Genomic DNA, 25,601 nt, shown 5'->3' on the forward strand with positions numbered 1-25,601 from the left:
CAATTTCTGTCTATATTTTTTTAAAGGAGGATTGTTATGAGAGTACATTTTATAAAAAGGAAACAGACACATGTAGCTTACTTTCCAGATACATATAGATTCTTCAGTATTAATGATACTGCAGAATCGCTGATACAATCAATATGTGATGAAAAAGAGTTTGAAGAAGTTGAGGATATCCATATTTCAAAAGGAGAATATTTGAATTTTAAAGAACAGATAGAAGGATATTCAAAAAAAAATCCGAGTAAGCTAGACAGTAAACTTGAGAACCAAAGCCCTATTATCTCTGAAAAAGTTCTGTCACGCTTAGCAATAAATATTACTAATTCATGTAATTTAGAGTGTAAGTACTGCTATGCTAATGGTGGAAATTACCATTCGGATGAACATATTATGAAGGAAGAAACATTGAAAACCACATTAGATAAATTTTTTTCTTATTATGATTACATTCAAAATATTCAACTATTCGGTGGGGAGCCTTTAATGTCCATCAGAAACATGGAAATAGTTTGTGATTATGTGAAAAAAATAAACAATACACAAGACAGAAAGACGTCTATTGGTTTAGTTACCAACGGAACATTGATTAATAAAAAATTTATCGATTTAGTAAAAAAACACGACTTATTCGTTACTGTCAGTTTTGATGGTCACAGACTTGTCAACGATATCAATAGAATTTACAGTAATGGTCGAGGAACAAGCCAAGTTATCATCGATAAAGTATCATATCTAAAAAATGAAACAAATCAGCCTGGAACAATTGAAGTTACCTATAATAAAAGTCATACAGATAATAATGTAACTGTGAAGGAGTGTGTCGATACTTGTAATAAGCTATTCGGAGATATTCCAATACATCTCGTACCAGCTGGTGGCACACCAGAAGATAATTTTGTTTTGGATTCTAATACACATCTGATTGATTCTGTTGATGATATCTTTGATGAATGGGATGATGGAATGACATCATATTCATTAATAAACAGAATAGTTCAAGCTCTTGTGTCAAAGCAAGGAAACGACGGATATATTTGCGACGCAGGAATCGGTACTCTGTCAGTCGGAGCTGATGGTGGTATCTATCCTTGTTTCATGTTTACCGATAATAAAGATCATCTTCTTGGAGATATCAATGACGAAGCTCTGCTCAGTTCTAAAAAAGCTTATAACATTCTAACTAATTTAGAAAAGTTTAATAATAAAAAAAAGAATCCTAAGTGTCAAAGCTGTTTTATGAATACTATGTGTAACGGTTGTCTTGGTCTAAACGAACTAAACAGTGGGCAGATTGATAAATTATCAGAAACAGACTGTGATATGCATAAGAAAATGGCAGAACATATTATTGTCAGATTAACTGAAAACATGGAAAAAGCAAATGTTTAAAGGAACTATTTACCTAATTAAGTTTTGTTGGCAGCATGATAAACGCTATATTATCTACTTAGCTGCTATTCAAATTCTTTCTGTTTTAACTTCATTTTTATCATTGATAATTCCAAAATATATTATTGATTGGATTATTGAACCCAAAGAAATACAGGATATTTTATGGTTGATTACTACATTTCTTGTTATCAATCTAATCATGTCATTCTCCTTAAATCTATTACAACAACAAATTTTTTCAAAAAAAATTAAGTTGTTTAATATCTTTCAGATTGAAATAAACACAAAAATGATTCTTGCTGATTATGAGGAATTGGAGAGTAAAGAATTTTTAAACTTAAAAGAAAAAGCATACAAATTTATGTATTCCGATGGACAAGGATTTGGTCAATCGGTAGAAACTTTCTTTTCAACAATAGGAAATTTTCTTTATCTTCTTACGTTAATTGGTTTAGTTGCACAATTAGGCATCAGCATATTTTTACTAATAGCAAGTATCACATCGTTTATTCTAATTTTTGAAGTGCGGGCTAAGAGAAAGAACACTTATATTCAACTAGAAAAAGTAAATTTTGAACGTCGGGGGATGTACTATTCTCAAATAATGTCTGATTATTCATTTGGTAAAGATATAAGAATTGATAACCTAGGAAAATGGTTGATGGGTAAATTTAAGTATCAACTAGATGTTAATGAGAAATTTTATAAAGAGATGGGGAAAAACATTACATTTTCATCAAACCTTACTGCCTGTATGCAATTTCTGCAACAAATAATTCTATATATCATTCTAATAAACAGAATTTCAAAAAAGATATTAAGCATTGGCGATTTCTCTATGTATTTAAATGCGGTCTCCAATTTCTCTTCCACAATAAAATCGATCATGAGCAATATTATAGACTTGCAACAATACAATATATATTTTTCTGAGTTTATAAAGTTTAGCGAGCTCAAACAAGAGATGCGTATAGGTAAGATTCCATTTAAAAAAGATGAATCAACATTGGTAGTTGAATTTCAAAATGTTTCTTTCAAATACAAAAATCAAAAAGAGTATGCTTTAAAAAATATATCTTTTATAACAAAAAATATAACAAAAATCGGTTTAGTTGGTGCAAATGGTTCGGGAAAATCTACATTAATCAAACTATTAACTAAATTGTATATGCCATCTGAAGGAAAGATACTGATTAACGGTTTAGATATCCAAGAGATTTCTTATGAAACCTACTCCAAGCTGTTCAGTGTTGTCTATCAAGATTTCAAGTTATTTTCTTTTAGTGTTAAGGATAATATCTGTACCAATCATAAATATATAAAAGAAAACTTTGACAATGCAATTTCTGCAACCTCTGTAAATGACCTGATAGAAGAACTTTGTGAAAAAGAAGAAACTTATATATATAAAGATTTTTCCAATAAATCGTTCTCTCCATCTGGAGGCGAAGCTCAAAAGATTGCTTTTTCAAGGGCTTTATATAAAAATTCTGATATACTAATTCTTGATGAACCTACGGCTGCTCAAGATCCTATTTCAGAAAAAAATATACTTTCTCAAATTGAACAATTATCAAATAGTAAAATGGTCATCCATATATCTCATAAGATGTTAAATTTGAAAGCATGTGATGTCATATTAGTTCTTGAGAAAGGAATCTTAATTGAATATGGTTCACCAGAAGAGTTAAAAAACAGCCCAAAATCACTGTACAATGAATATTTAAATATTCAAAATTCTTAGGAAAGAGGTTATAAAGATGGAGAAGAGATTTGAAGTAGAAAAAGAAAAATCAAGCTTTGGTAGTGATATATTCATCATCACAGATAAGTTAACAGGAGTTCAATATCTACATTTTCGAAATGCTGCAAGCGGAGGATTAACACCTTTGCTAGACTCAAATGGCAAGCCTTTAGTTAGAAATATTCCACCTCAATAATGCCGATTTGTTTTTCAGAAAGGATAGCCGACTTTTTAAATGGAAGAGAATATAAATTAGTATTTTTTTACCTATATAAGATACCCCCAAAAAATCAAATCACTGCGGTAGTGATTTGATTTTTTGGGGGTATTCTTTCCAACTATAACATTATTTGACTCTCTCTAGTACACTATATTAGCTTATTAACAGAATAAATTCTCTTATTTGAAAATCCTATCCTTCAACGTAATATTAGGACACTATTCAATTTTTCTTGTGTCCAATTTTGGTATAATTGAACCAATTGTAACTTAGATAACTATTAATTCCTATATATAAAGAATTCACAAGAGGCTATTTTTTATGTGATACGCACTGGTTTAAAAAAATTATGCTATTTTCTGAGAAATAGTGACACACAATAAATTCAAACTACTCCAAGGCTTGTTTTCATGTGTCTCATTTACTTTTATTGATAGCAGCTCTGTAATGTCTTTTATCATCTACATCAACTAGCAGATTGAGCAGAATTACATAGGACATTCATATTGTCACGCTAACTAATACATTACAACTACTGACAACCATATTATTTTCATAGCAAAAACCTCTTGACCCTTCCTTTAGGGAAGCGGGTATACTTTTTATGTAGCATAATTGAAAGGAGCAATAGACGAATGGATCATTTAATCAAAATAAGGGATGTTTCAAGTAAATATGATGTGACAGCGCGTACCCTGCGCTATTACGAGGATATGGGGCTGTTAGACAGTATTCGAAGCGAGGAGGTTTCTTATCGTCTCTATGACGAGCAGGCAGTGAGACGTCTGGAGCAAATTCTAATTTTGCGTAAATTAAATATCAGTATCAAGGATATCCAACGTATTTTTAAGGCTTCCGGATCGGAAGTCGTACTAGAGGTATTAGGGAAAAAAGTTGATACCATCGATGACGAGGTTGCCTTGCTGCACGAATTGAAGGAAATTGTACTAGACTTTATTAAAGAAATTGAAAAGGTGAACTTTACCGACGATTCAAATATCAAGCAGCTGTATGACAAAGCCAAAGAGATCGAAACACAAGTAACAAATATCGACTACATTGGAAAACCCTCTAACGTCAGTCGCTTGATAGAAATAACGGATAAGCTGGATAAAAAAGTACCGGATGTCATGGTTGTTCGAGTACCGCCCTTCAGAGCAGTTTCTTCTGGCGAACATACTTGGGGAGAAATTTTCACCCCTGGGGGCTATATGTTCCAACTATGGCAATATTTCCATTTGTATCAGCCGATATTCTTCGATTGCCTAGATTTTGCTTTACCTAAGGGTGGAGATAGAGGCGAGATGATTTGTTCGGTGAAAGAGGGTGTGACTGATGCCGATGTCGGTTCGTTCAACATTATTGATTTCCCAGGTGGGTTATATGCGATGGCTGTCAGTATTGATGAGGATGACGAAAGTATCCAAAAAGTGCATGACAAAATTGCGAAATGGGTCGACACCACCAACTTTGTAATTGACGATAGTCGTGATTTTATGTTTAATATGCCTTTCTTGGATGAAGAGAACCAGTACAACAATGACATCGAAAGAGGCCTTGGCTACAAGCAAATGCAGCGTTATGTGCCGATCAAATTAAAAGAAGGTTTCTAGAAAGATGACCGGAAAGCCGCAGACTAAGTCGCTCTTTTGAAAACAAGCAGCCCCGATTGGATGCATGTCGTCCAATCGGGGCTTTCTCTATTTATCGAGCAACTCATTTTCTTCGAACAGGTCGAATATATTTCCAAAATCGTTCCGGATCATGATAAAAGTAAATGATTCTACCAGATGTAGGATCGAACACATAGTCCGTTCCTGAAAAGTCAAAAGCCGCCATGGCTGTTTCCATTTGTTCTTCCACGCTTCGATTTTCCTGTTCATAATCGAATGGGCCATGTTCAAAAACAATATACTCTGCTTCCGGTACATCCATCAGCAGCATCTGCTTTGGAACCGCGCCTTCATAATCAGCAGGAAGGCGTACGCCATAACTCTCAACACGTGGAATATTCCAATCACATAGCCTACCCTCCGGATCAATGATATAGGCCATCACATGTCCACTACCACTGTTGGGTTCACTTCCACCATCATCATCCAAAATTCCCTGAATACTATCCAGCAAACCACAAATCGTATCACAGTCCTGGCCTTCAATCTGACTTTGCTTTTGCCAGAAATCCCAATACCCATTACTCTCTGTGTTCTTCACGTATAAAAACTTGTGTGCAGGAATCGTTACAAAATAACTCTTGATAGCCTCTGTTGACTTTACCATGCCGATCTCTCCCAGTCCTAAAAAGTAGCGGTCGAAAGAATTGATTTTTGTTCGAAGAACGACGGGGTGAGGCTCTTTTCTATAAGCACTCGGATTCGTTCCATACATCCTTTTGAATGCTCTCGTAAAGGCTTCATGTGACGAAAATCCATAATCAAAGGCAATAGCTAAAATGCTTTTCTCGCTATCCCGAACTTCCTTTAGGGCAAATGCTAGTTTTCTGCGGCGCAGGTAATCTCGGAACTGCATCCCGGTTATCTCTTTAAATTTTCTCGTTGTATAAAACTCGGAATAACCCAGCTTGCGAGAAAGAAAGCGTAAGGTCAATGCCTCATCACTATAGTTTTGGATACAACGATCGATTTCATCAACAATCATTTGAATTTGCTTCTGCCACTCGTACATTCTTCCACCTCATTTCAACCACTCTATAGTTAGTATAAACGGCGTGCTACATCACCGCTTGATCCGACTTGCGGTTCGTTTATTTTTCTGATTACCAACTCTCATTGCTCTATACGATATATCACCTCAGCAGCAAGTTATCCATGCTACTTTCTTGTTATTGATGTATCTACTGAACAGATGAGCTCTTTTTCTCTTCTTGACATTCACGTCGCGTCAACGTTTAAACTAACACCCAAGGAGGCGTTAGGAATGAATACAATCAAGATAACAACCGTCGATACACTCTCATTTTACAACAAGTGTGTTCAAGGAAACAGCAATGAAGATGGGTATCGCTACGAATTAATGAAGCCGCTGGAAAAAATGTGGCAGTATTTGAATGCACCAATGACACCAAAAACTCCAGGCGGCTATGATGTGGTGATGGCCTCAGAAATGCTAGGCATCTGGACACCACGAAAAGATGTACGGCTCATTGAAGCCCAGATCGATCCATTGAAGCAAACAGGAATTTTCGAGGAATGCACGAATGTACTCACCACAGGGATTCAGCGTTTCAGTGAAATTGGCTATCCTATTCCTGTTGAAGAATTTACCTTAGCTATTTTGTTGGGCGATCCGGAAAACAAGATACTCATGGCTAGTGAAGGCTATAGCGGCTTTGGCGGCATTCCCGGCTACATGCTACTACTTGTCTTTCCTACTGCTTTCAACAAGACACGATTGAAATCTGCTTTGGCTCACGAGTTCAATCACAATATTCGCTTTACCTACGAGCCGTTTAATCATGGTGATGTAAGCGTAGAAGACTATTTGGTCATTGAAGGCTTGGCTGAGGTCTTTGCGGAGCAGCTTTACGGTATTGAGCAGCGAGGCCCCTGGGTTCAGGACTATGATGAGGAAGAGATGGCGTATACCATTGAAGTGATCAAGGATGGGCGTGAAGCACGTGGTTTCGATCAAGTAGCAGCATATATGTATGGCGATGAAGTCGCACGTGAACAAGGGTATTCACCTGTGGGCTTGTCGAGAAATGCCGGTTACACAATCGGCTATCATATTGTAAAAGAATACTTGAAAAACACGGGTCAAACCATTGAGCAAGCAACATTGACACCTTCTAAGACAATTGTGGAAAAATCGAGAGTTTTTGCCTAACACATTGGAAATCAGTATCTATATTTTTGTCCTGATTATCGTTAAACCTCTTCACTTTCTCCAAGTATAGATTATACTTGATATATAGTACAGAAAACTAGGGATAGGACGATGATAATCAATGAATACAGCGTATAAGGACATAGCGAACTTGTTGCAGCAGCTCTCCATTCCATTTGATATTGTTGAGCATCCGCCGGTGTTTACAACAGAGGAAGCAGACCGCTTTATCGAAGGCATTGAGGGCGCACGGACAAAATCATTGTTTCTGACTAATAAAAAGAAGACAGCCTTTTATTTATTGATCATGGATGATGCCAAACGTCTGGACATGGCTCAATTCAAAGAAATCGTCGGAGAAAGCCGAATCAAAATGGCCTCGGCAGAATCTTTGCTGGAAAAGACGAAGCTCACACCCGGCTCTGTTTCAATTTTTGGCTTACTGAACAATATAGAGAAAGACATTCATGTCTATTTTACGAAAGAGGTCTTGTCAGAAGCACGCATGAGCTTTCATCCAAACGACAACACCAAAACGTTGTTTCTTGCGACAACGGATTTGTTGAAAGTTGTTGAAACGCTTGGCTATACCTACACGATCATTGACTTGTGAGAGAGCTTTTGATAGATGAAACAACGCCCATAATCGAGCATAAAAAACACATGGAATCAAAGTCTCCATGTGTTTTTTGCATTGATTTTCTAGTGATTCTGTATTGGAATAATATATTTAAACAGCAATCGGTCTCTATTTATCGGAATAAATTCTGTGAAGCTGATTTCCAAATAAATCGTTTCTTGTAAAGGAATATTCTCTGTGACGGATAGGATTGAAAGCAGATCATCAATCGTTTCCATTGAATCAAACGAACTATTACTAATCTCTTTTGTATAGAAAACGACACTCTCTATTTCTTCACACACCTCATCCTGATAATGATAAAAAAATACGACCCATTCACCCTCTGCATTCTTCCGAATCAATACACCACCATCCTCAAAAAAATAGGGCAATGACTGGTATTCTCTGATGACGATATGAAAAGCATCTGAAAGACCCAGATTTCTCAAAAGATGGGTTTGATCGATTGTGATATTTCGACGAATTTTCTCCGTTTTTATAATTGGCCGATCCAGTAAAGGAGCCGGCTGATTGAATAGCTTCTGCTGATGCTGCAACACCTTTTCCATCTTCTCTAACTGCTCCTTCTGCTTGGCAATTTCCCCTAGCTGATCCTCGATGATTTTTGCATAGTCCCAGGTTTCTGAATTGGACACTAAATCCTTTATCTCATCTAAAGAATAATTCAATGCTTGCAGTAGTTTGATGGAAGAAACAGTATAAATTTGTCGTTTCGTATAAAAACGGTAGCCCTTTTCATTTTTCTCAGCTGGTTTCAGTATGTCATTTTTATCATAGAAGATAAGTGCTTTCCGCGATATCCCTGAAAAATCCGCAAACTCACTGATTGATAATAAATTTGCCTGCATTTTTTCTCCCCCCTTGACTGTATATTTACTATACAGACTATACTGTATTCATACTAACATGAACGGGGAGAAAGACCTATGAAAAATAAGATTATTTTTATCGATATCGATGGTACTTTAACAGACGACTTTGGCCAAATTCCAGAGAGTGCTTTTCAAGCAATCAGCGCCGCACAAAAAAGGGGACACGAAGTTTTTCTTTGCACAGGACGAGCAAGGCCAGAATACCAGCTCGTTCTAGATGACTTAATTGTCAGTGGTGTTGTGGGTGCAGGCGGCTCCTTTATTCAACTTGCAGACAAAATACTGAGTGAACGCTATTTTTCAGTCGAAGATATCCTTCATTTGACAAATTACTTAGAAAAGAAACAGCTTCACTTTTATCTAGCCAGCAATCAAACGATACTGATCAACGAAGAGCTTCGGAAAAAAATTGACGGTATAGAAGCACTCGTCTCAAAAAAAAGGAAAATATGTATCAAACCAATCGATTATACCAGTCTTATTACTGAAAAAATCAGTAAGATCAATTTTTTCAATAAAAAAATTCCCTTCGATACGCTACTTACTGATTTAGCACAGGATTATACGATTTCGCCAAGCACGATCCAAGCTTTCGGGAAAAATAGTGGAGAAATCATGCCTCCGCGTACATCAAAGCAGATAGGAATCGAATGTGTGCTGCAGCATTTAAATCGTTCCAAAGAAGATACGATAGGGATCGGCAATGGTAGTAATGATGTGCCGATGTTTGCCGGCGTGCACACAAAAATTGCTGTAAGCAGCGCGGATGAAGAGCTGATAAAATTGGCGGACCATGTGACAGCAGCACCACAGGACCACGGGATTTACAAAGCCTTTGAGTAGTATGGGCTGATTTAAGACAGCAAAAGACCGTGCCGCAGCTCCTTTTGAGAGCTGACGGCAACGGTCTTTCTTATATCTAATGGTTGTCTCTAATCAAATTCCTCGTATTCATTCGGGTCCTGATCATCGATTCGTCCATCCGGTCGATTCAATTGGTTGATTCGCTTGATTTCTTCCTGTGTCAGCTCAAAATCAAAAATCGTCAGGTTTTCCCGTTGATGAATCAGATTACGAGATTTAGGAATCGGGAGCACGCCACGTTGATAATGCCAACGCAAGATAATTTGTGCCGGCTCTTTCTCATACTTTTTAGCCAGAGTTTGGATAACCTCTTCACGTAGTGCATCGCTTCCTCTCCCTAAAGGACTCCATGCCTCCGTCAAAATACCTCGCTCCTTATTTTCCTGTACCATCCGTTCCTGTACCCAATAAGGATGAATTTCAATTTGATTAACTGCGGGTGTCACACCGGTTTCTTCAATAATCTTGTCTAAATGCTCCGGCTCAAAGTTCGATACTCCAACAGAACGAATCAAGCCCATTTTTTGCGCTGCTACTAATGCCTTCCAAGCTTCGACATACAAGCCTCGTTTCGGCAGAGGCCAGTGAATCAAATACAAATCAAAATAATCCAGTCCCATTCGACATAAGGATTCTTGAATCATCATCAGTGCATCTTCATAATGATGGTATTTTCCAGGCAGCTTCGTTGTCACAAAAAAATCTGCCCGAGGAATGCCAGAGCGACGAATGGCTTCTCCGACAATTCCTTCACTATCATAATTCGTTGAGGTATCAAGAAGGCGATAACCATCCTGAATCGCAGTCAATATCTGGTCGATCCCCTGACCCCCTCGTATTTGATAAGTCCCTAATCCAACGGCCGGTATCCGATGCCCATCAGTCAATATATAGCTTGGTACGTCCATACTACTATCTCCTTTCAGTCTCTTCTACTTAAAAGGATAGCACCTTTCCTTTGGATTGTTAAAATATATACGTTCAAAAATAATGGTTTTCTAACTCTTTTTAATGGGTTCTCAACCTATTTTTTTCTGGTCGATTTTTGCTGCATTCAAAAACCAATACTGATGATGATCCCCGACCAATGCAGAAAAGGCAACAGGTGTTTTCCCCATCTGTTCAAGCGTTTGAAGCAGATAATTACGTAATACCCATGGCTCTTCCAACGATTGAGCATTCAGCTGTTGTACTTGTCTGATCGTTTCTGCATCCGTATGAAGGTCTCTGGCGATTTGCTCAATTGAACGGCCCGTTAATGCTATATTTTGCTTAAACTCTTCAATAGTATTCTCTTGTTGCTTCACTGTTAATGTCATGATTTAACTTCCCTTCATTCGCATAGTTGTAAATACAACTATTAGATAAACACATCATACGCAGATTTTTTATTCTTGTCAATTTAAAAGTTGTATATTAAACTATTTAATAAAAAAGCAGCTACGAGGTGATATTATGAAATTTGGTATGACAGATAGTCTATTGGAACAGCTTTATTCCATCAACAACTTACAGCAAGAATATATTCAGAAGCGCTTAAAAAAAGTTGGTCTCACGACTCAGCAAGCACGAACACTAAACTATGTGGCTGCAAACTCGGGCACCATTCAAAAAAATCTAGGTATTTATCTAGGGAAGCAGGATGCGACGGTTACCAACCTCCTGAAAACATTGGAAAAGCAAGAATATATCACTAGAAAAATTCCGGATGATAACGAACGGCAAAAAAGACTTTATTTAACAGCTAAAGGTACAGCCATTGTAAAAGAAGTTCAAGCCATTTTCATTGGACTGGAAGAGAATCTGTCTCTCCTGCTTCCACCAGCAGAAAAAACGGAGCTTATGCAAAGTCTTAAAAATATCAGCCAGCAGTTTCCTGAGTAAGAGTAATAGCTCGGATAGTTGCCGGACTTCTACCATTAAGAAAGGAGCTTCACTTCATGTCCTTTGTCCATCATATTTGTATTCAAACCAACGACTATGAACAGTCAGTAGCTTTCTATCAACAAATCGGCTTCACATTAGTAGAAGAAACACCTGATTTTCATGGTCGAAGCTATAATTCTTGGCTGCAGCTACAAGATTTCTATATCGAGCTGCAAACGGGGAAAGGAACCCTGAAACAGCATGACAATAAAGAATACACAGGTATTGCCCATTTTTGCCTCTGGATGCCTGACCTTAAACAGTTCATCCAAGACAGCCAATTTTCTGAAGATGTCTTTATCAGAAAAGACGGGGTAATCATTTATCAAGTACTAGGTGGCTCTCTGTGTAAAGCTCGTGCACCTGAAGGGACAATCGTAGAGTTCCGAGAAAAGCAAGGTGTCTAATTTGTTCGGTCCCACATGAAAAAAATAGTCATCGCTAGCACATAACTACCTATAAAAAGTTTTAGAAAAAGCTTTTTATAGGTAGTTGCTATTTTTTACAGCTTCTCATTTCACTTCCCCAAAAATACGAGCCTCTATAGTTGAAAAAACTGCCTCAGTCTTCTCTAAAGCTATGCTATTTTTTAACAAGTAATAGCAGAAACAACCGACGACTATTGCAATCGTTGCGCCAACAATCACATCCGATGGGTAATGAACGCCAACAAAGATTCTTGAAAGCCCTGCTAGAATAGCCACCAGCAGATACACATACCGACTTTTTGTCTTTGTGTGAAGAAATAGCACAATCATAAAGCTGAAAATAAGCACGGTATGATCACTCGGAAAACTGTTGCCGATGTCTTTTTCGATCAACTGATGAACCTCTGGTAATGCCGCAAATGGTTGCACATGTTCATATAGTTTGCCCAACAGCTTTGCGATGACTTCTGAAATGACAAAAGTGATGATCGAAAGCAGCAACACCACACGATAAGCTGCGTCTTTTCTTTTTTGAAACCATTTAACTACTAAAAAAGCAGCCAGGAAAAATGGAAAATAGGTGGCTACGAACGTTCCAACCGCATCAAGCCAAGCAAATCGATTGGCCAAATTATTAACAGCACGGAATAATTGAACATCTATTGTATACATTTTTTTCACCTCTATATTTTTCTGTATCCCTCTGATTGTCCATAAATCAGACAACCCTATTGTTATTTTGAATAACACCCTCCTTTCTTCAGATTATCATTTTGGATACAGGCTCATTATTTCTTAGGCTTGCCACCGTCGCAAGAAACGAATCGTAGCAACGAAAAAAAGCCCTGACACTTTCCGTGTCAAAGGCTCTGTTGTACGGTTTCTATTTTTTTGTTTTGATTAACAAAATAACTTTTATTATAAAAATCATAAACAAGTACGCTGTTACATAAGGGAGAAACGCTTGAGAAAATAACAGTACCATACCTGTATGAACGCCTAATGAAACCCGATTTCCCCAATGCATCCAATGGTTCTTTTTCATTAAGTATGCGAGTAACTCCGCCAGACCGATCAACCCGATCATACTAAAAATAACCAGAAATATGATCCCTCTGGGTGTCGTCAATTCTGACGAGAAAAACAGGGAAACCATACGAATGATGTCGCCTTCTCTTTCTCCATATAAAGGGAGAAACAGACATAGGAACACTAAGAAATCCAGCAAAGCATAGCTTAGATCCAGAGTTGTCAGACGATCCGAACGATTTTCTGTCTCTGCAACAATCAACAGCTCTTCATTCGATAGCAGTTCATCAATAGACACAGCAAATAACTGAGAGATGCTTTTCAATGAATCGATATTTGGATAGCCTCTGCCGCTTTCCCACTTGGAAACAGCCGTTCTGGAAACGAACAGCCTCTCTGCCAGCTGTTCCTGTGTCCAGTTTTTTTCTTTTCTCAGCTGCTTGAGCTTTTCATTCAATTCCACAGGTTCATCCTCACTTTTCCATCCATTTCGATTCGTATTTCTCTATACTATCATCTGCTTTACTGAATCGCAAAGGGCAGATCGGTGTTACTCAGAAACTCATTAATTGGTTGAAACAGATCGAACAACTCCTACTAAGCTGTCTAATACTATTTTTCCACTGATTCAATCAACTGCTATAAAAACCTTTTTTATGAAACAGGTACCACTCTTCAATTTCTTTTTTCGAATGATGCGCCAGTTTATTCATAATTGCCGCTGCAAACTCTAGTGTAGCCGTTCCATTTGCGGTGATAAATTGCTGGTCACGCACACACTGTTTTTCCAAGAAAAACGCTGAACCAGAATAATCAGAGCAATGATCGATAAAATGACTCAGTGAATTCCCCGTATGCTTCGCCCCATTAAGATAGGCATGCGCTGCTAAAAAAGTAACCGCGTCACAGATGGCAGCAACTTGACTGCCCATTGCCACACATTGCTCTACTAACTGCTGGGCCAGAGGTGCTTCATAATTTCTTTCTGCCCAAAAGGTTCCGCCGCATATCAGCAAAACATCTACCTTCATTCCCTTCATCAGCTGTTCGAGGTATTCCTCTGCCGTATAGTCAGATGCCACCTGAAGTCCGCCCATACTCGTCACAAGACGATCTTCCAAGCCGACATAGGCCACATGAATTGTCTCCCGATATTTATTCAATTCCGGACAGATAAAAGCAAGCTCCCAATCTGCATAATTTTCTGTAAGTAGTACAGCGATTTCTTTTTTCATACGAATCTCCTCCTTGAAACCATCATAGCAAACCAATGTTGACAGCTGCCTGTCAGCTTTTATAAAAAAACAGTCAGAACTTCACTGGTTCATTCAAAACCTAGCGAATTTCTGACTGTTTTTTTATTTTCTCATTACCATTGCCTATTTATCATGAAGTATTCTCAATTCTCTATTGGTTCACTCAACCACTAACTTATCTGTCCATGCAGATGCTGTTTCAGCCAGCACTTCGTTCAGCTCTTCAATGTTTTTGCGTCCTTCTTTTTGCAGCCACGCAACAGCCGTTTCTTCCCCGGAAACAGCATAAGGTTCTACTCCATTTGCCCAAGTAGCTCGTCCACATAAAACACCATTGAAGGTCGAACCGGCTTCTTTCGCAAAACGAAGTGTTTCACGAAACAGCTGTGAACTAACTCCGGCACTCAAGAAAATAAATGGCAGGTCTGTCGCTTCGCTCTGTTCTTTGAAATAGCCCAACGCTTCTTCACGTGTATAGCAAGCTGTTTCTCCATATCCCTCTACAAAATTCATGTTTACTGGTACTTCGACCTTCAACACATCTACATTGTAGCGTGAGTCAGAAAATTCTTTCATCATTTCGATCACTTTTTTGGGCTTGACCTTTGCATATTCCTCACTACTGCTGTCCGTAATTTCTGCATCATAAGAAACCAGCTCAAGGAAAAACGGCAAGTCTTCCGCCACACATTCGGAACCGATCCGTTCCATATATGCTTTCTTCTGTTCATTGATTTCATCTGCTTCATCTACATCATAATAAAGCAAGAATTTACAGGCATCTGCCCCTGCTTCCTTCAAGCGCTTAGCGGACCATACCGCCAAGCTGTCCGGCAAACGACCGGGAATGGTTGTGTCATATCCTGTTTTTTCATAAGCCAATAGCAAACCACAAGATTCCGCACGAGCTTTTGAAGCCGGTAAGCCATATTCCGGGTCCAGCAAAATCGATGTAGCATATGGTGTCAGCTCTTCCGATACAAGGCGCTTAAACGCTTCAATAGTCTGCTGATCTGCTGCTTTTCCTGCTGCTTGGAACATTTTTTTCAGAGCGCCTCGTTGGTCGATCGCTAAGGCACCGATAACTCCTTCGTTGTTTGCTGTATTTTCTAGTTTTCTATATTTTTCCTGACTGATTTTTCTCATTTTCTACTCTCCATCCAAATAGTCTGTAAACAATGCATTCAACGCTGCCGGTGTCTGAGCAGCCGCAAATTTTTCTTTGAAATCCTGCTTCATCAGCATGCGGGCAATTTTTGATAATAGCTGCAAATGCGTTGTTCCTGCTTCGCCTTCCGGAATAAACAAGGCAATCGCATAACGAATCGGTTGTCCGTCTAAGCTGTCCCAATCGACACCTTCTGTAAAGCTGACAATCATAACACTAGGCTTGATGATCGCTGCACTTTTCGCATGAGGAATCGCAAAGCCGTCCATCATCCCCGTTGTCCCTTCTGATTCTCTCTGCTCTAGCGCAGTAACAACAGGCTGAGCCGAATCAGCAATCCCAAGTGCTACGGTTTGTTCCGCTAGAAACCGAAACACCTCTTCTTTATTTGTATGCGTTTGATTTAAAAAAATCTGATTTTCTGAGATCATGTCTCTCTTATTCCTCCTATTCAGCTGTCTAAAACACTGTATGAGCTATTCATCAGCTCCTGTGTCAGCAGGCTAAGCCGCTGCTTTTTCAACACGACGTTTTTGAATCCAGCCTAGAATCACGCCACCAACGATTGAACCCGCTAAAATGGCAATGACCCAAAGCACCCCGTGGGTTACGACAGGCAATACTAGAAAACCACCATGAGGGGCTGGAACCTGTACCTTGAACATATAAGTCAACACTGCCGCAATGGAAGAACCCAGCATCATTGTTGGCAAGACACGAATTGGATCTTTTGCCGCAAATGGGATCGCGCCCTCTGTGATATGTGTACTTCCTAAAATAATGTTGACCAGACCGGCATTGCGATCATTCGTATCAAAATATTTTCCAAATAGAAGCACTGCCACACCTGTGATCAGCGGTGGTGCAATACATGCAGCAGATACACCTGCCATAAAGGTCGTGTTGCCTTCAGCTAATAGAGCTGTCCCTGTGACATAAGCCGCTTTGTTGATTGGTCCGCCCATATCAAAAGCACACATACAACCGACAATAACACCTAATATCAACGGACTTGAGTTTTGGAAGCCTGCTAGAAAGTCCATCATTCCCTGATTGATTGAGGACATGGGCTCGGAGACCAATGTCATGATCATTCCAGTGATGAATACGCCTAATACAGGATAGAGGAAAATTGCTTTTAGTCCATCCAACGATTTTGGCAAAGAGCTGAAAAGCTTCATCAAACCAAGAATCACGTATCCTGCTAAAAATCCGGATACGATACCACCAAGGAATCCTGTCCCACCATTGGATGCAACCAAACCGCCCACGAACCCAACGACTAAACCAGGACGTTTTGCAATCCCTTCTGCAATAAACGCAGATAAGATTGGCACCATCATGCCCATCGCCAAGCCGCCGACCTCTTTCAATTGCGCTGCAAACTCATTGTATTGGCTGCTGCTTGGATCAGCTGAATAAATACCGAACAAGAAAGAAATAGCGACCAGCACACCACCACTGACAACAAATGGCAACATATGAGAAACACCGTTCATTAAATTTTTATAAATGCTGTGACCAATCCCACTGGAAGAATTCCCTTCACTACCAGACGTTTCTTTTTCTACAACAGCTGTCCCGCCTCTGACCGTTCCTTTACCTGATAGTGCATCATCGATCAACTGATCCGGTTCCTTGATTCCTTTACTTACAGAAACCTCGATCACACGTTTTCCTGCAAAGCGTTCAGCTTGCACATCCTTATCAGCCGCAATGATCACCGCGTCAGCCCCGGCAATTTCTGCTTCTGTTAATGCATTTTCAATCCCCACTTGTCCATGCGTTTCAACCTTGATCGTGATTCCTTTTCGTTTTGCTGCCTGCTCTAAAGCCTCCTGCGCCATATACGTATGGGCGATCCCTGTCGGACAACCTGTTGCTGCAACGATTCGATAACTACTCATTTACTTTTTTCCCCTTTCTCTTTCTTGAAACAATCCATCGACCCACGCTATTTCCTACCTGCTTTTCACTTCTTGTCTTATAGCTTCCTAACTTTTATCTGCTGACTCAGTGCGGCTACATCTGAAAAATCGGTTAGGCCCTTTTGAAAAGCTGTAGAGCTAGCCGCCGCCAGACTGTATGTCAGATTCGCTTCCGGAGATAAGCCCTTCAAATAATTTCCAATAAAACAGCCTAACAACGTATCTCCGGCACAAGCTGTATTCACGACATGGCCTTTTGGCGCGTTACCAGAATAAACAGCATCCTTGGTAATATATAGTCCACCTTCACCGCCAAGAGAAACGAGCACATTTTCTGCACCAGCCGCAACAAGCTTTTTCCCGTACATGATGCATTCATCAAATGTCAGCTGTTCCTTGCCAAACCACTCAGCCAGCTCTTCTTCATTTGGCTTCAATAAAAACGGTTTGTATTTCAGCGTATCCAACACCTCGCGATAGCTGGTGTCAACAATCAAATGAACGCCATTTTGTGCAGTGATTTCGCTGATTTTTTGAATAATATCTGGTTGTACCCCTTGAGGCAGACTACCGGAAACACAGAGATAGCTGTCCGTTGGAATACGACGAATCTGTGCCAATAGCTGAGTGATTTTTTCCTCAGGAATATCCGGTCCCTTGTTCACTAATTTGTATTCGCTTTTTGGGTGATTGACCTGTGTGAACACATTGATGCGCGTCATCCCTTCCACTTCAACAAAATCGGTTTGAATCTCCTTTTCCACTAAAAACTGATCAATGTATGCGCCTGTGAAACCACCGCTGAACCCAAGTGCCGTACTGTTCAACCCCATCTGCTTCAAAATCAGGGACACATTGACACCCTTGCCGTTTGCCTGGATATCATCATCGACACTGCGATTGACACTATCCGGCTGCAGTGAATCGGTTTCAATAAACAGATCGATTGCCAGATTCATCGTGCAAGTATAGATTGCTGTCATCGTATCGCCTTCCTCCCGTCTCTTTCTTGTCTTTATTATGCTACAGATTTTTCCGTAAATGTTTTCTAAAACAGCGACGATTGATGAAAACTTTTACAAAACAAAAAAAGAGGGTACAATACCTTCTGTAAAGATAAATCCATTCATGCCTTTTTACCAAAAATAAAAATGGTACGATTATATACCCTAACGGAAGAGGAGAAAAGCTATGAGTACCCAATTAAGCGAAACAGAAAAATACCTTTGGCAGTTTATCCAGGAAAACATCGAACATATCCCATCTTATTCCATCGTTAAGCTAAGCGAAGAAGCCAATGTCTCTACTGCAACTATCGTGAGGACCATGAAGAAAAAAGGCTATGAGGGATTCACTTCGTTTAAGCATTCCCTGAAGGATCAGGCAAACACAACCATAAATTTTTCCGTTGTTGAAAAAGTTGACAATGAAATCAAAAAAGCTATTCTGAAAAACGAACAGGAAGTCATCCGATCCATCAATATGATCGACAGCGGCGTAATCGAAGATGCTGTGCAAAAATGTTATTCCGCAAAACGAATTGTCATCTTCGCTCGTGGGTTCTCCGAGCTGATTGCAGAAGAAATGATGGTCAAATTTCAGCTCGCCGGAAAATATGCGCAAATGCACACTGACCCAAATATTATTAAGAGTATCAGTAAAAAACTAGCTAAGGACGATTTCGTCATTTTCGTTTCTCTAAACGGTGAAACACCAGAGCTGGTCATTGCTGCACAAAACTGCTACGATCAGGAAATCAGTACATTGACGATTTCTGCCAATCGCACCAGCCCGTTAGTTAATCTGTCTGAACTAGCTTGTATCGGTTTTAAATCCGAAGGTTCTTACTTCCCGGATTACGAGGTTCGCTCACGCTTGCCTCTATCCGTTATCGCCAGAATCCTGCTGGATGCCTATGCGATCCGCAGCCAAAATCGGTAATCTTCTTTCATTCCAAACGAAAAAGCCTTGTGCAGCTGAACTCCCCTCTTATGGGTCACTTCAAACTGTACAAGGCTTCTTCCGTTCCTACCTACTACACTCGCTTTTTATTTTTAAAGGAACATAAAATACTCCACTTGTTCTGATGGTGCACGTGAAAATCCTGACTGCTTAATTCTTTTATCGTCATGATCTGTGTCTTGATGGCCTCTGCATCCAATATGCTATACGCACGAAGATCAATTAAATCAACATATGTAGTTTTGCCATATATATAGGCCATTCTCGGAATCAATGCTCGATTAGGATAGCCGATCAACACCACATCTGCGGAAACAAACCGTTCCTTCATCTCTGTATAGGAAGCGATCATCACTTCAATATCCTTCTCTTCAACAAGCAGTTTTCCCAACTTCTCATATAACACTCTCACTATATCAAATCCAGCGCTCTTTTCGTCTTCAACCAGTAATACACGTAACTTTTCATTCATATTCAGCCACCCTTTCTTCTCTTCCATATCCACATAAGCAGCGTCTCGATTAGCCTTTACATCATTTGAACACTCTTAGTGTAAAACTTAGAGTCAGGTTTAAGTCAATAGGTTACAATCGAAAGTTTCATTTTTTCTATAAAAAATGTGAAGATGATACCTGCGGATGTCCACTCTACCTACTTTAAATTCATCATTTTTCTTCCTTAACACTTTTTTCCTAACTCTTCTTGACTCTCCTGTTAGGGGAGGATATATGCTCTTAATGAGAGGTGGGATTCAAATGGAAAATCATATTATTGTTAAAGACTTGGTGAAAAAAATTGGGGGAAGAACCATTGTCGATCAATTGTCCTTCTCGGTACAGAAGGGGCAGGTTTTCGGCTTACTTGGTTCAAATGGTGCCGGAAAAACAACAACGATCGAATGTATGCTGGGAATCAAAAAATTCAACAGCGGGGCGGTTCAACTCCTTGGCGAGATACCTGGTAAAAATCGCAAAAGCTTATTTCAAAAAATCGGGGTGCAGCTTCAAGCGTCAAGCTATCAGAACAATATCAAGGTAGCTGAGCTGTGTGAAGAAATCGCTGTTTTATACGATCAGCCCAGAGATTATCACGAACTACTAAAGCTGTTCCATCTTACTCAGTATGAGAAACAGCCTGTCGAAAAGCTGTCAGGTGGAGAGAAACAAAAGCTGTCGATTATTTTGGCATTGATTCCTGACCCAGAAATCATTTTTCTCGACGAGCTGACAACTGGATTAGATACCGAAGCGCGCCGAGAAGTCTGGAGTATTCTGAAGGAGTTGAAGGCCTCGGGCATCACGATTTTTCTAACAACGCATTATATGGAGGAAGCCGAAGCGCTGTGCGACTATCTGTATTTAATCAACCAAGGAAAAAAGGTTGTCGAGGGAACGGTCGCCGAACTGATTCAACAAGTTGGTGCTTCAAGCTTAGAAGACGCCTATCTACAACATATGGAGGGAGTAAGCTATGCGTAAATTTTTAACTTTAGTCAAAATTGAAGGAAAACTAGGGTTACGTTCACTAGATGGCGTGCTTTTCGGTATCGGTATGCCTCTGGGAATCCTACTACTGATTTCCTTTATCGCCGGTGAGCAGCAAGTCGCTCAAGGGACGTATACATTTATGGACAGCAGCTTCAGTTCGTTGCTCGCTGTCGGAATATGCGCAACAGCATTTATGGGTATCCCATTGACAATTTGCGATTATCGCGATAAAAAGATATTAAAGCATTATTGTGTGACGCCTGCCAGCCCGCTATTGATTTTATCCGTACAGGTTTTCGTCGGCATGCTGACAGCGATGGCTTCGGCGTTAACGATTATTTTTGCCAGTACTGTTTTTCTGGGCTATCAAATGAACGGCAGTTGGTTAGCCCTCATCGGTGCCTACTTCTTAGTCATGCTGGCAATGTACAGTATCGGTATGCTGATCGCCAGTCTCTGTCCAACATTGAAAATTGCGAATCTCGTTTGTACCTTTGTGTACTTTCCGATGCTCTTCTTATCTGGTGCAGTTATCCCGTTTGAGCTGTTTCCCAAAGCATTTCAGAATGCCGCAAGTATCTTGCCGCTGACTCAAGGAATCAAACTGTTGAAATCCATCACATTGAATGAACCTGTTGGTAATCCACTGATGATTTTTCTGTTAATGATCACTATCACGATCGTCTGTACGTTACTCGCTACTAAACTGTTCCGTTGGGAATAGTTCTTTCAATTATGACAGTCCTCTGATTGACATTCGCCATTCAGAGGAACTGTTTACTCAATAAAAAATCCAAACTACGAATAAAGATAGGAGACCTTTTTATGACTATCGATTGTAAAAAAGAAGAAGAAAAGCTTTACCGTATCGGTATGTTTTCCCGAATGAACCATGTCACAATCAAAGCACTCCGCCATTACGACGACGTCGGACTATTGAAGCCTCAATTTATTGACCCTGAAAATGGCTACCGTTATTACAGCTCCAGCCAATTGCCTATCCTTCACCAGCTGATTGCTTTACGAGAAATCGGCTGTTCTTTGGAAGAAATCAAGCAAGTCCAAAGCGGGACCAACGAAGACAATCTTCTGAAACGAAAAAAGCAGCAGCTATTAAAGGAAATTGCAGACCGGACAACGATGCTTGCCTTACTAGAAGGCTATGCACAAACAAAGGATGAAGAAACCACCTACCATCCTGTTATTAAGGAATTGCCTGGCGTAACGGTTGCCTCTATGTCGCTTCAACTGCCTAACTATGGTGCTCTTTTTTCCTATGTCCCTGCTATGGGCGCAGAGATGGAAAAGATGGGCTGTGAATGTATCGAACCCGGCTACTGTTTCAACATTTATCATGATGGCGGCTATCGGGAAGAAGACATTAACGCGGAAATTTGCGAATCAGTAATCGAGAAAAAGGAAGACAGCGATACAATCAAATTCAAAGAAATCCCAAAAGTAGAAACAGCGGTTTGCGTGCTCCATCAAGGGCCATATGAAGGCTTTCCTAAAGCATATGCAGCAGCTGTCCGCTTTATTGAATCCAATGGCTACGACATGACTGAACCACCACGAGAACATTACATCGATGGTATTTGGAACAAAGATACAGAACAGGAATGGCTGACAGAAATCCAATTTCCTGTTCAAAAGAACTGATTTTCTCTCAAATGAGGTTGGGACAGAAGCGGTTAGCTTCAAGCAATAAGACGGAATTTACGAAAATTGTTCCACAAATTTTTGCTGAATTTTGGCTTATTGTCGAAGAGCCTTGAAACACAGTGGTTTACCACTGATGTTGAGCGGACATCGACGCAGCTCGCTGCTAGTAGTTGCTTCTGTCCCACCGTTTATTCGGAATTAGGCATGCTAAAAGTCCGGAAATTTATTTATGTCCCGGACTCTTTATTCTTAATTGCGCTAGCTTCAGCTCTATTTCACGATTTCGACTGGCTGAAGTACGACCTGCCGTTCCTCTTTATGATCGTATTCATCATAGGGATTAAACAGTATTTTACTGCCTTGCCAACTTAGTTGATAGGTCGCCTGCAAGGTTTGGTTGGTCAATTGGAATTCTTCGTGGAAAATATCTCCTTGCAAGGTATAGAAACTTTTTGTTTCACCTTTCATTGCTGGAATAATCTCCCCAGTTTCACTATTTACCGACTCTATTTGTCGTTCCGTTTTATGAAACGTATGAACAGATTTATCCATAAGCGAGTGGTTCTCCTCTCCTTCCTCCTTCATGATTTCTTCCATTTGGGGATCAAAAGGAATCCACTTATGGTTCATTAAATCCTCTTGTGTGACCTGAGGCCCATGCTCGATTTCAATAGGACGTATAGCCATTGTTTCATCTACACTTGTGTTCTCCGGCAATGCCTCTACAGTACTTGTCGTTTCTTTTTTCGGTAAAGCAAAAGGTTTTTTCGCTACCTTATTGAGCTTCGCCCCAGGCGCGCTCTCCTGTCCAGCATTCGCCAAATTATTATTGGTATACAACAGTATTCCGCCACCAAGTAATAGTACGCTTGAACCCAAAACTAGCCATTTTCTACCTGTTCTTTTCATCCACGTCACTCTCCTTTTCTTTAATCCGCGGTCGGTATTGACCCCTTCACCAGAATAGTGCAGAAAATGACTGACTTGGTTTCACTTTTTATTCTTTTGGCTCCAAAACCATTTGTCGTTCCTCTTTATGATCGTTGGCATCGGAAGGCCAAAAAACCAGTACATCCCCATCCCAATACATTCGAAAGTTCGCTTGAAGCCCGCCCATAGCATCATAGTTGAGTTGAATTTCATCTCCATTAATAAAATAGGTACCTAAAACTTCCGAACTTGGACCCGATGGATTATTTCTCATCATCGTAGCATCAAAGGTCAAGGTATTGAACCCCCAATCATCATTTACCTCCATAATCCATTCATGTGCAGTCAAATCCGGTGTAACCGCAGGCTCTAAAGTCGCGATATCGGCTTCTGTATAGACCTTCACGATAAGGGGATGCAGCGTAATTACCTGTACTGGTGCTTCTATCGCTGTCAGTATGATTGCTTCCTCTTCTTGCACCATATCATAGGTAGCCTGAACAACTCCGGAAGAATCAAGTAATTGAAGCGTATCTCCATTAATCACGTAAGTATAAACGACCCTATTCTTTCCAATTTCCTGTATCTGTACATCAGAGGCAGAAAAAGAAAAAAAGGTCCCCATTTCGCTCCGCCAATTGTTATTGGTCAGCCCCCATTTGTCTATTTCAGTTACTGGTTCTATGGAAGAAATGGTCGTTGTTGACTCATTAAGATTGGCTCGTTCTTCTGGTTTTAAGGCTGTAAACCGAAGCATAAGCAGCACACTGGCAATCGCTGCAATCACAACCCCAATTTCAATCCATAAACTGAATCGTTTTTTCTTCACTACCGGTTCTGCTTGAATCCCAAGATTTAACGCCCGCCGAACATCGCTTTTGGGTACATGAATTTGCTCAACAGCTTGCTGAAATACTTCTTTCGTTTTATCTGTCATAATAATCATCTCCCAATAGTCCACGAAGCCTTTCACGTCCCCGTTTCAAATTCGTTTTAACTGTTCCTTCTTTCAGCCCTACTAACTGGCTGATCTCTCTAATAGAAAAATCTTGATAATAATATAAGTGCAAAACCAGTCGATACTTATCCTCCAACGCCATGATTGCTCGAAGTAAGTCTACGGAAGTCTCTTCTGAAAGAACGGATCCTGCCTGATCGGCCCACTCCTGATTTTCTTCCACCAACACTTCATGTTGCCGGCTTTTAAAAAGCTTGCCTGTTTGACGCACCATGATTTTACAGAACCATGTTAAAAAATACTTGGGCTCCTTCAATGTTCGAATCGAACTTACCGACTGGGCTGCTGCCTCCTGCAGAATATCTAACGCGTCTTGTTGGTTCCCGGTGTAAATGTAGGCCATTTTATAGATATATTCCTGATTCTGTTGCAAAACCAACCCTAAAGCTTCTTTATCTCCTTTAATAGCCTTTTTCACCAATAATTCCTCGTGATTATTGAAGTCCCCCATCATTTCACCTCTTTACCTAATAGTGCCGAAAAAAAGTCGGTTGGTTTCAAAGTTTTTCCTATTTCCTACGATTTATTGCGAAAGAGACAGTAGAAATAAACTTCTCATTCCCTATCGTCTACTATACAATAATGATAACAACTTTTTATAGGAGAAAAATAATGGAGAAAAAAATCAACGCATCTTTTACTACACAGACTATTCGAGTCTATCAAGCATACAACCATAATATTGCTGACGAAGCTGTGGCATTAGGCCATTTTGGTCCCCACTTCAAGATGGAGCGGATGACCTGGATCAAGCCTTCCTTTCTTTGGATGATGTACCGCTCCGGTTGGGCGACAAAAGTAGGGCAGGAACGAGTCTTGGCCATTGACCTGTCTATTGAAGGATTTCATGAAATTCTACACGAAGTCGTGCTTTCCACTTACAACAAAGACCTTTATCAATCAAAAGAAGCTTGGCAGGAGAAAGGAAAACACGCACTGGTCAGATGTCAGTGGGACCCAGATAAAGATATCTATCTGCAACCGATGGAACGAAAAGCGATCCAGCTCGGTCTACGCGGAGAAATCGTCTCGAAGTATGTTCAGGAATGGACCCAAAATATCACCGATATTACGTCCTATGTCCATGAAACGAAAGAATTACTGAATAAGGGGGAAATGGAAAAAATCATTTTACCAACAGAAACCGAATTCCCGTTATCCGAAACAGAAAAGAAAATCCTGGGTATCATCAAATAAGTGCTGTTGCACTAGATACCACA

General features: G+C 39.9%; 29 protein-coding genes. 14 read left to right on the forward strand and 15 right to left on the reverse strand.

The features are described 5' to 3' along the window. Positions 1–36 precede the first annotated feature (36 nt). The 4 genes from A5888_RS11380 (at position 37) to A5888_RS11395 (ending at position 4,975) form a co-directional block, all read left to right on the forward strand. Positions 37–1,395: a radical SAM/SPASM domain-containing protein gene (locus A5888_RS11380; RefSeq protein ID WP_339101622.1), complete on the forward strand. Its 1,359-nt coding sequence runs from the start codon at positions 37–39 to the stop codon at positions 1,393–1,395. Next, positions 1,388–3,142: an ABC transporter ATP-binding protein gene (locus tag A5888_RS11385; RefSeq protein ID WP_339101623.1), complete on the forward strand. Its 1,755-nt coding sequence runs from the start codon at positions 1,388–1,390 to the stop codon at positions 3,140–3,142. Before A5888_RS11380 ends, A5888_RS11385 begins: the two co-directional genes overlap by 8 nt. A gap of 16 nt (positions 3,143–3,158) precedes the next feature. Then, complete coding sequence (locus tag A5888_RS11390; protein ID WP_339101624.1) at positions 3,159–3,338, forward strand: DUF6440 family protein; 180 nt, start codon at positions 3,159–3,161, stop codon at positions 3,336–3,338. A 659-nt stretch (positions 3,339–3,997) separates the two neighbouring features. Then, positions 3,998–4,975 (forward strand): MerR family transcriptional regulator, encoded by a 978-nt coding sequence (locus A5888_RS11395; protein ID WP_086349611.1) that lies wholly within the window; start codon positions 3,998–4,000, stop codon positions 4,973–4,975. A gap of 103 nt (positions 4,976–5,078) precedes the next feature. Here the strand turns inward: A5888_RS11395 and A5888_RS11400 are convergent, their stop codons facing one another. Further along, positions 5,079–6,047: a helix-turn-helix transcriptional regulator gene (locus A5888_RS11400; RefSeq protein WP_086349610.1), complete on the reverse strand. Its 969-nt coding sequence runs from the start codon at positions 6,045–6,047 to the stop codon at positions 5,079–5,081. A 252-nt stretch (positions 6,048–6,299) separates the two neighbouring features. Here A5888_RS11400 and A5888_RS11405 point away from each other — a divergent pair, with 252 nt between their 5' ends. Both A5888_RS11405 and A5888_RS11410 read left to right on the forward strand, forming a co-directional pair. Next, entirely contained in the window at positions 6,300–7,208 is a 909-nt protein-coding gene (locus tag A5888_RS11405) for a DUF2268 domain-containing protein (RefSeq protein WP_086349609.1), read from the forward strand. 121 nt (positions 7,209–7,329) lie between these two features. Then, a complete protein-coding gene (locus A5888_RS11410; protein ID WP_086349608.1) occupies positions 7,330–7,821 on the forward strand; it encodes a prolyl-tRNA synthetase associated domain-containing protein in 492 nt (163 codons plus the stop codon). A gap of 89 nt (positions 7,822–7,910) precedes the next feature. On the opposite strand, the gene A5888_RS11415 is transcribed toward A5888_RS11410, so the two are convergent. Next, positions 7,911–8,699: a MerR family transcriptional regulator gene (locus A5888_RS11415; RefSeq protein ID WP_086349607.1), complete on the reverse strand. Its 789-nt coding sequence runs from the start codon at positions 8,697–8,699 to the stop codon at positions 7,911–7,913. Positions 8,700–8,777: 78 nt separating this feature from the next. Between A5888_RS11415 and A5888_RS11420 the strand changes: the two genes are divergently transcribed. Further along, the gene (locus tag A5888_RS11420) at positions 8,778–9,566 is read left to right on the forward strand and encodes an HAD family hydrolase (RefSeq protein ID WP_086349606.1); all 789 of its coding nucleotides are present in this window, start codon (positions 8,778–8,780) and stop codon (positions 9,564–9,566) included. A gap of 89 nt (positions 9,567–9,655) precedes the next feature. Here A5888_RS11420 and A5888_RS11425 read toward each other — a convergent pair whose 3' ends face one another. Beyond that, entirely contained in the window at positions 9,656–10,495 is an 840-nt protein-coding gene (locus A5888_RS11425; RefSeq protein ID WP_086349605.1) for an aldo/keto reductase, read from the reverse strand. 111 nt (positions 10,496–10,606) lie between these two features. Next, positions 10,607–10,906 carry a DUF2316 family protein gene (locus A5888_RS11430; protein ID WP_086349604.1) on the reverse strand — a complete coding sequence of 100 codons (300 nt, stop codon included), beginning with the start codon at positions 10,904–10,906 and terminating at the stop codon, positions 10,607–10,609. Positions 10,907–11,042: 136 nt separating this feature from the next. On the opposite strand from A5888_RS11430, the gene A5888_RS11435 reads away from it, so the two are divergent. Together A5888_RS11435 and A5888_RS11440 are read left to right on the forward strand one after the other, a co-directional pair. After that, positions 11,043–11,471, forward strand: coding sequence for a MarR family winged helix-turn-helix transcriptional regulator (locus A5888_RS11435; protein WP_249274499.1), 429 nt, complete (start codon positions 11,043–11,045; stop codon positions 11,469–11,471). Between the two features lie 56 nt (positions 11,472–11,527). Next, a complete protein-coding gene (locus A5888_RS11440) occupies positions 11,528–11,920 on the forward strand; it encodes a VOC family protein (protein ID WP_086349603.1) in 393 nt (130 codons plus the stop codon). A 105-nt stretch (positions 11,921–12,025) separates the two neighbouring features. Here the strand turns inward: A5888_RS11440 and A5888_RS11445 are convergent, their stop codons facing one another. From A5888_RS11445 to pfkB, 7 genes are all read right to left on the reverse strand, one after another. Then, positions 12,026–12,613, reverse strand: coding sequence for an undecaprenyl-diphosphatase (locus A5888_RS11445; protein WP_139843870.1), 588 nt, complete (start codon positions 12,611–12,613; stop codon positions 12,026–12,028). Positions 12,614–12,824: 211 nt separating this feature from the next. After that, a complete protein-coding gene (locus tag A5888_RS11450; RefSeq protein ID WP_086349601.1) occupies positions 12,825–13,433 on the reverse strand; it encodes a helix-turn-helix domain-containing protein in 609 nt (202 codons plus the stop codon). A gap of 169 nt (positions 13,434–13,602) precedes the next feature. Next, a complete protein-coding gene (locus tag A5888_RS11455) occupies positions 13,603–14,205 on the reverse strand; it encodes a DJ-1/PfpI family protein (protein WP_086349600.1) in 603 nt (200 codons plus the stop codon). Positions 14,206–14,385: 180 nt separating this feature from the next. Continuing rightward, positions 14,386–15,372, reverse strand: a complete 987-nt coding sequence (lacD, locus tag A5888_RS11460; protein ID WP_086349599.1) for a tagatose-bisphosphate aldolase — start codon at positions 15,370–15,372, stop codon at positions 14,386–14,388. 3 nt (positions 15,373–15,375) lie between these two features. Beyond that, positions 15,376–15,825: a fructose PTS transporter subunit IIA gene (locus A5888_RS11465; RefSeq protein WP_086349598.1), complete on the reverse strand. Its 450-nt coding sequence runs from the start codon at positions 15,823–15,825 to the stop codon at positions 15,376–15,378. 72 nt (positions 15,826–15,897) lie between these two features. Further along, a complete protein-coding gene (locus A5888_RS11470) occupies positions 15,898–17,301 on the reverse strand; it encodes a PTS fructose transporter subunit IIC (protein ID WP_086349597.1) in 1,404 nt (467 codons plus the stop codon). A 77-nt stretch (positions 17,302–17,378) separates the two neighbouring features. Next, positions 17,379–18,305, reverse strand: a complete 927-nt coding sequence (gene pfkB / locus A5888_RS11475; RefSeq protein ID WP_086349596.1) for a 1-phosphofructokinase — start codon at positions 18,303–18,305, stop codon at positions 17,379–17,381. Between the two features lie 208 nt (positions 18,306–18,513). Between pfkB and A5888_RS11480 the strand changes: the two genes are divergently transcribed. After that, positions 18,514–19,263 carry a MurR/RpiR family transcriptional regulator gene (locus A5888_RS11480; RefSeq protein ID WP_086349595.1) on the forward strand — a complete coding sequence of 250 codons (750 nt, stop codon included), beginning with the start codon at positions 18,514–18,516 and terminating at the stop codon, positions 19,261–19,263. Positions 19,264–19,357: 94 nt separating this feature from the next. On the opposite strand, the gene A5888_RS11485 is transcribed toward A5888_RS11480, so the two are convergent. Then, complete coding sequence (locus A5888_RS11485) at positions 19,358–19,756, reverse strand: hypothetical protein (RefSeq protein ID WP_086349594.1); 399 nt, start codon at positions 19,754–19,756, stop codon at positions 19,358–19,360. A gap of 283 nt (positions 19,757–20,039) precedes the next feature. Between A5888_RS11485 and A5888_RS11490 the strand changes: the two genes are divergently transcribed. The 3 genes from A5888_RS11490 to A5888_RS11500 all read left to right on the forward strand — a co-directional run bounded on the left by A5888_RS11490 (position 20,040) and on the right by A5888_RS11500 (position 22,430). Then, complete coding sequence (locus tag A5888_RS11490) at positions 20,040–20,762, forward strand: ABC transporter ATP-binding protein (protein WP_086349862.1); 723 nt, start codon at positions 20,040–20,042, stop codon at positions 20,760–20,762. Then, complete coding sequence (locus A5888_RS11495) at positions 20,755–21,495, forward strand: ABC transporter permease (protein ID WP_086349593.1); 741 nt, start codon at positions 20,755–20,757, stop codon at positions 21,493–21,495. Before A5888_RS11490 ends, A5888_RS11495 begins: the two co-directional genes overlap by 8 nt. A 101-nt stretch (positions 21,496–21,596) precedes the next feature. Then, positions 21,597–22,430, forward strand: a complete 834-nt coding sequence (locus tag A5888_RS11500; RefSeq protein WP_086349592.1) for a MerR family transcriptional regulator — start codon at positions 21,597–21,599, stop codon at positions 22,428–22,430. Positions 22,431–22,703: 273 nt separating this feature from the next. On the opposite strand, the gene A5888_RS11505 is transcribed toward A5888_RS11500, so the two are convergent. The 3 genes from A5888_RS11505 to A5888_RS11515 form a co-directional block, all read right to left on the reverse strand. Continuing rightward, positions 22,704–23,342 (reverse strand): hypothetical protein, encoded by a 639-nt coding sequence (locus tag A5888_RS11505; RefSeq protein WP_086349591.1) that lies wholly within the window; start codon positions 23,340–23,342, stop codon positions 22,704–22,706. A gap of 88 nt (positions 23,343–23,430) precedes the next feature. Further along, the gene (locus A5888_RS11510) at positions 23,431–24,300 is read right to left on the reverse strand and encodes a hypothetical protein (RefSeq protein ID WP_086349590.1); all 870 of its coding nucleotides are present in this window, start codon (positions 24,298–24,300) and stop codon (positions 23,431–23,433) included. After that, entirely contained in the window at positions 24,290–24,832 is a 543-nt protein-coding gene (locus A5888_RS11515; protein ID WP_086349589.1) for a sigma-70 family RNA polymerase sigma factor, read from the reverse strand. The genes A5888_RS11510 and A5888_RS11515 overlap by 11 nt, the downstream gene beginning before the upstream one ends. A gap of 161 nt (positions 24,833–24,993) precedes the next feature. Between A5888_RS11515 and A5888_RS11520 the strand changes: the two genes are divergently transcribed. Beyond that, positions 24,994–25,578 (forward strand): DUF4291 domain-containing protein, encoded by a 585-nt coding sequence (locus A5888_RS11520; protein ID WP_212647207.1) that lies wholly within the window; start codon positions 24,994–24,996, stop codon positions 25,576–25,578. Positions 25,579–25,601 lie beyond the last annotated feature (23 nt).

Origin of the sequence: Enterococcus sp. 9E7_DIV0242 (assembly GCF_002140975.2) — a bacterium.
Lineage (GTDB): Bacteria > Bacillota > Bacilli > Lactobacillales > Enterococcaceae > Enterococcus_L > Enterococcus_L clewellii.

What these genes read in the sequence shown, in the direction of transcription:
- A5888_RS11430 (WP_086349604.1), bottom strand. Translation starts at nt 10,906, where the DNA reads ATGACATTAACAGTGAAGCAACAAGAGAATACTATTGAAGAGTTTAAG.
- A5888_RS11405 (WP_086349609.1), top strand. Translation starts at nt 6,300, where the DNA reads ATGAATACAATCAAGATAACAACCGTCGATACACTCTCATTTTACAAC.
- A5888_RS11505 (WP_086349591.1), bottom strand. Translation starts at nt 23,342, where the DNA reads ATGAAAAGAACAGGTAGAAAATGGCTAGTTTTGGGTTCAAGCGTACTA.
- A5888_RS11470 (WP_086349597.1), bottom strand. Translation starts at nt 17,301, where the DNA reads ATGAGTAGTTATCGAATCGTTGCAGCAACAGGTTGTCCGACAGGGATC.
- A5888_RS11440 (WP_086349603.1), top strand. Translation starts at nt 11,528, where the DNA reads ATGTCCTTTGTCCATCATATTTGTATTCAAACCAACGACTATGAACAG.
- pfkB (WP_086349596.1), bottom strand. Translation starts at nt 18,305, where the DNA reads ATGACAGCAATCTATACTTGCACGATGAATCTGGCAATCGATCTGTTT.
- A5888_RS11465 (WP_086349598.1), bottom strand. Translation starts at nt 15,825, where the DNA reads ATGATCTCAGAAAATCAGATTTTTTTAAATCAAACGCATACAAATAAA.
- A5888_RS11395 (WP_086349611.1), top strand. Translation starts at nt 3,998, where the DNA reads ATGGATCATTTAATCAAAATAAGGGATGTTTCAAGTAAATATGATGTG.
- A5888_RS11480 (WP_086349595.1), top strand. Translation starts at nt 18,514, where the DNA reads ATGAGTACCCAATTAAGCGAAACAGAAAAATACCTTTGGCAGTTTATC.
- A5888_RS11380 (WP_339101622.1), top strand. Translation starts at nt 37, where the DNA reads ATGAGAGTACATTTTATAAAAAGGAAACAGACACATGTAGCTTACTTT.
- A5888_RS11485 (WP_086349594.1), bottom strand. Translation starts at nt 19,756, where the DNA reads ATGAATGAAAAGTTACGTGTATTACTGGTTGAAGACGAAAAGAGCGCT.
- A5888_RS11390 (WP_339101624.1), top strand. Translation starts at nt 3,159, where the DNA reads ATGGAGAAGAGATTTGAAGTAGAAAAAGAAAAATCAAGCTTTGGTAGT.
- A5888_RS11515 (WP_086349589.1), bottom strand. Translation starts at nt 24,832, where the DNA reads ATGGGGGACTTCAATAATCACGAGGAATTATTGGTGAAAAAGGCTATT.
- A5888_RS11410 (WP_086349608.1), top strand. Translation starts at nt 7,330, where the DNA reads ATGAATACAGCGTATAAGGACATAGCGAACTTGTTGCAGCAGCTCTCC.
- A5888_RS11435 (WP_249274499.1), top strand. Translation starts at nt 11,043, where the DNA reads ATGAAATTTGGTATGACAGATAGTCTATTGGAACAGCTTTATTCCATC.
- A5888_RS11520 (WP_212647207.1), top strand. Translation starts at nt 24,994, where the DNA reads ATGGAGAAAAAAATCAACGCATCTTTTACTACACAGACTATTCGAGTC.
- A5888_RS11425 (WP_086349605.1), bottom strand. Translation starts at nt 10,495, where the DNA reads ATGGACGTACCAAGCTATATATTGACTGATGGGCATCGGATACCGGCC.
- lacD (WP_086349599.1), bottom strand. Translation starts at nt 15,372, where the DNA reads ATGAGAAAAATCAGTCAGGAAAAATATAGAAAACTAGAAAATACAGCA.
- A5888_RS11415 (WP_086349607.1), bottom strand. Translation starts at nt 8,699, where the DNA reads ATGCAGGCAAATTTATTATCAATCAGTGAGTTTGCGGATTTTTCAGGG.
- A5888_RS11455 (WP_086349600.1), bottom strand. Translation starts at nt 14,205, where the DNA reads ATGAAAAAAGAAATCGCTGTACTACTTACAGAAAATTATGCAGATTGG.
- A5888_RS11445 (WP_139843870.1), bottom strand. Translation starts at nt 12,613, where the DNA reads ATGTATACAATAGATGTTCAATTATTCCGTGCTGTTAATAATTTGGCC.
- A5888_RS11510 (WP_086349590.1), bottom strand. Translation starts at nt 24,300, where the DNA reads ATGACAGATAAAACGAAAGAAGTATTTCAGCAAGCTGTTGAGCAAATT.
- A5888_RS11490 (WP_086349862.1), top strand. Translation starts at nt 20,040, where the DNA reads ATGGAAAATCATATTATTGTTAAAGACTTGGTGAAAAAAATTGGGGGA.
- A5888_RS11495 (WP_086349593.1), top strand. Translation starts at nt 20,755, where the DNA reads ATGCGTAAATTTTTAACTTTAGTCAAAATTGAAGGAAAACTAGGGTTA.
- A5888_RS11420 (WP_086349606.1), top strand. Translation starts at nt 8,778, where the DNA reads ATGAAAAATAAGATTATTTTTATCGATATCGATGGTACTTTAACAGAC.
- A5888_RS11500 (WP_086349592.1), top strand. Translation starts at nt 21,597, where the DNA reads ATGACTATCGATTGTAAAAAAGAAGAAGAAAAGCTTTACCGTATCGGT.
- A5888_RS11400 (WP_086349610.1), bottom strand. Translation starts at nt 6,047, where the DNA reads ATGTACGAGTGGCAGAAGCAAATTCAAATGATTGTTGATGAAATCGAT.
- A5888_RS11385 (WP_339101623.1), top strand. Translation starts at nt 1,388, where the DNA reads ATGTTTAAAGGAACTATTTACCTAATTAAGTTTTGTTGGCAGCATGAT.